4 protein-coding genes and 1 pseudogene are annotated in these 2,966 nt (G+C 64.2%); 1 reads left to right on the top strand and 4 read right to left on the bottom strand.

All coding sequences use genetic code 11. The features are described 5' to 3' along the window. Window positions 1-181 precede the first annotated feature (181 nt). Entirely contained in the window at window positions 182-688 is a 507-nt protein-coding gene (locus L979_RS07945; protein WP_047691312.1) for a tetratricopeptide repeat protein, read from the bottom strand. Window positions 689-811: 123 nt separating this feature from the next. Between L979_RS07945 and L979_RS07950 the strand changes: the two genes are divergently transcribed. After that, on the top strand, window positions 812-1,246 hold the full coding sequence (locus L979_RS07950; protein ID WP_047691314.1) for a hypothetical protein: 435 nt from the start codon (window positions 812-814) through the stop codon (window positions 1,244-1,246). A gap of 35 nt (window positions 1,247-1,281) precedes the next feature. Here the strand turns inward: L979_RS07950 and L979_RS07955 are convergent, their stop codons facing one another. The 3 genes and pseudogenes from L979_RS07955 to L979_RS16290 all read right to left on the bottom strand — a co-directional run. Beyond that, entirely contained in the window at window positions 1,282-2,091 is an 810-nt protein-coding gene (locus tag L979_RS07955; RefSeq protein WP_052209673.1) for an FAD:protein FMN transferase, read from the bottom strand. Window position 2,092: 1 nt separating this feature from the next. Next, a complete protein-coding gene (locus tag L979_RS07960) occupies window positions 2,093-2,608 on the bottom strand; it encodes an FMN-binding protein (RefSeq protein WP_197052105.1) in 516 nt (171 codons plus the stop codon). 11 nt (window positions 2,609-2,619) lie between these two features. Beyond that, a pseudogene (locus tag L979_RS16290) lies at window positions 2,620-2,966 on the bottom strand (hypothetical protein); the annotation flags it as partial.

The raw sequence follows: 2,966 nt of genomic DNA on the forward strand, positions 1-2,966 counted from the left end.
CGCCGACGCGGCACTTGCGAGCCTCTAACAAACCCGGGGCGATTCACCGAGGACAAATAACCGGTCATACTCAGGTGAACCCCGCTGTAATGATCTGCCACCTGGGACCAGTCAGGCATGACCCAGTGCCACCTCCAGCAGGAACCGCCGACCACGCGGCCCAGCCATCAAAGGATGAGAGTCACTGCTCATCGGTCAACGCCCGCGCATAAGCGGTAACCGACCGCTGGTATCTCGGAAGATCTGGAATCAGAGCTTCCAGAACCACCCGCAAGGCCTCTCCGTGCCGTCCGGCGTCGTGAAGGGCCAAGCCCAGGAACACGGCACGTGCGTCTCCAATGGCGGGGTGAGGCTCGGCTGCCTCCAACATGGCGATTGCTTCATCCACTCGCCCCAGGTTCCTCAGCGTGGATGCCTGTTGGATGTTCAGCCGCTCCAGACGTGCCCCACTGAGCCCAAGACCTCGTGCAGTCTGGTACTCCCGAGCTGCTTCCGCCTCGAATCCAGTGGAGTCGTAGACGCACCCCATCTCAAAGTGTGCGTCAGGATCTTCATTCGGCCGTTCCGCCACTAACGCTGCCATACCTGCCACCGCACCTTGGCGATCGGACAGGTCCACGGTCTCCCAGAACTGGGTGACGCGATGTTCCCAGGACGACTCTCCTGCTGACCAGGTGTGATCATTCATGACTTCATCCTGCCCCCAGAAAGCAGTTTGGCAAGAGAAACCAGCTGCTAACCGGTTCCCACGATCAAGAAGATCAGCCGCCGTTCACAAGTTCGCGCGGAAGTAGCGACCACAGAAGTATCCGTGGAAACCACCTCTTACTCTGCCGATGTTTCGGCCAATCCCACCTACATTCCCAGCATCGGAGCAGTCTCCATGGCCGGACCATGCAGCTTGTACTCACGGGGACACAGGGTCCACCCGATTCAGATGCGGGTGGTCTCCGGGCACCCTTCCTGGAAACCAGCCACCATCACCGAGGTGGAGGGCAACACCGTCACTTTCGAGTCAGAAGGCATGGAATTCCGCCTCTGGAATCACGATGCAGATCTGCTGACCGGAATGCGCGACGTCGCAGCCATCGAGCCTCTGGCGGTGGTTGAGTGGACTGTTGTCCACCGATTGTTGAGCGTCACCGTGGGAAACCGGGCACTGGTGGTTGATCTGAGCCACCACCCCCACACGGAATGCAAGCCATTTCAGGATGCGCCGCCGCAGACCGCCACGCCGCAGAACTGACGGTGGGCGCTGACGCCAACCACTGACGGCAGCCCTCATTCCACCCGAAACACCTTGTCTTCCCGGGTGTCAACGCAAAACGCCTGATACCCCGGGAGCTGGGCAAACCAGTCCAGTCCGTAGCGACCGGCAACCATCAAACCGGTGGAGAGAATTTCACACCACCCGGCATTCGGCCCGGAGACTGTGGCCTGCCGCGCACCAAATCCTGGCCAGCGTCCACCGGGCAGCACAATGTGCTCACCTTTCTCTGAAAATCCCGAAGTCGCCGCCGACCCTCCGCCCAACGGGAACGAATGCACCATGGAGTACCGGTCCTCCGGATGCGGCACACCCACCACCCACGGCACGTTCACATCCGCCATGCCCCGGACCGTCAGATCACCAGCGGCGTTGACGCACACGTTCCCCAACCCGCGTTCCACCAGCAGGTCCGCCACCGCCTCAGCGGCCCACCCCTTCACGAATCCCGACGGGTCGAATCCACCCTCAACCGCCCACGGGTCAAAGGCGCCTTCGGTCAGTTCTCGGCCTCGTTCGCAGGCGTTGAGGACGTGACGGAACCACGCGACGTCGTCGTCGGAAAACGGGCCGAAGCCGCTGACGGGAACGGCCGGCAGGTCCCCGCGACGGTAGGCGCTGACCAGGGAATCCGCACGAAATGGGGAGAACACCCGATCCACGCCGTCCATGAACGCGCTGGCCTGGGACAAAACGGTGTGCACCTGCGATTCGGGCGGCAGCGGCCCGTCAACTCCCCGGATGTCAATGGTCACCACCGTGCCCCACACCTCCTCCAGGTGGCGCAGGCTGGGGCAGGTGGGCGCGGCCGATTGGGCGGTCATCTCAGACCCCCGCCTGGTCAAGCGCCGATTGCAGCGACTGCGCAAAACCCCGCGAGCTGTAGGAGGCCCCCGCCACCGTGGACACCTTGGCCGACTGCGCCTTCAGCGCCTCATCCGTGAGCACCGGCATGGCCCGCTGATTGATCTGCACGGACTTGCCCTCGCCCGTGGGGCACTGCAGCCACGTCACATCCGTGATGGTGCCGGAACAGTCCACGGTGGCCTGCACCGGCCCGTAGCGGGTCTGCACCGTGCTGCCCGTGTACGTTGTCGACGACGACGCCCCCGCCGTCCCGCTCGCATCCACCGACCCCGTGGATGACGTTGTGCCTGCGGCCTCGTTGCTCCCCGTGACACCGCCTGTGGTGGTCGCGGGCTGGGACTGGACCAGAGCGGTCTCCCCCAGCACCAGCGCCTGGGCTTGCGGGTTCAACGCCACGGTGGAGAGCACCCCCACGGCGGCAGCAGCGCCAACGGCTGCCATTCGACCCACGGTGTGAACTCGTGAAGTGGTCATGATGCGTGTCCTCACATCTCAAAGAGTTCGGTGTGAATGCGGTCCGGAGCCGTGCCCAGAGCACGGGCTGCCACCCGGACCTCGTTGGTCAGGCCCACCGGTCCGCACAGGTAGATCTCGGCTTGGCTGATGTCCCCCAACAAACTGCGCAAACGCCCGGCGTGCAGGGGCTGGTAGGTGCGTGGGCCGGTCAGCAGGTGTAGCCGGATCGCACCTGCTCGGTGGAGTTCGACCAACTCGCCCACCAGGGGTGCGCGTTCTTCAGAGGGCGCCCGGTACACGACGTCGGTGGCCACCCCGCGCGCTGCGAACTCCCTGGCCAGAGGCACCAATGGGGCGATACCAACGCCGCCACCCA

It is taken from the genome of Kocuria sp. ZOR0020 (assembly GCF_000800955.1).
GTDB classification, from domain to species: domain Bacteria; phylum Actinomycetota; class Actinomycetes; order Actinomycetales; family Micrococcaceae; genus Kocuria; species Kocuria subflava.

Bases quoted from the DNA above. Each gene is read 5' to 3' on its own strand.
- L979_RS07945 (WP_047691312.1), bottom strand. From the start codon at position 688: ATGAATGATCACACCTGGTCAGCAGGAGAGTCGTCCTGGGAACATCGC.
- L979_RS07955 (WP_052209673.1), bottom strand. From the start codon at position 2,091: ATGACCGCCCAATCGGCCGCGCCCACCTGCCCCAGCCTGCGCCACCTG.
- L979_RS07960 (WP_197052105.1), bottom strand. From the start codon at position 2,608: ATGACCACTTCACGAGTTCACACCGTGGGTCGAATGGCAGCCGTTGGC.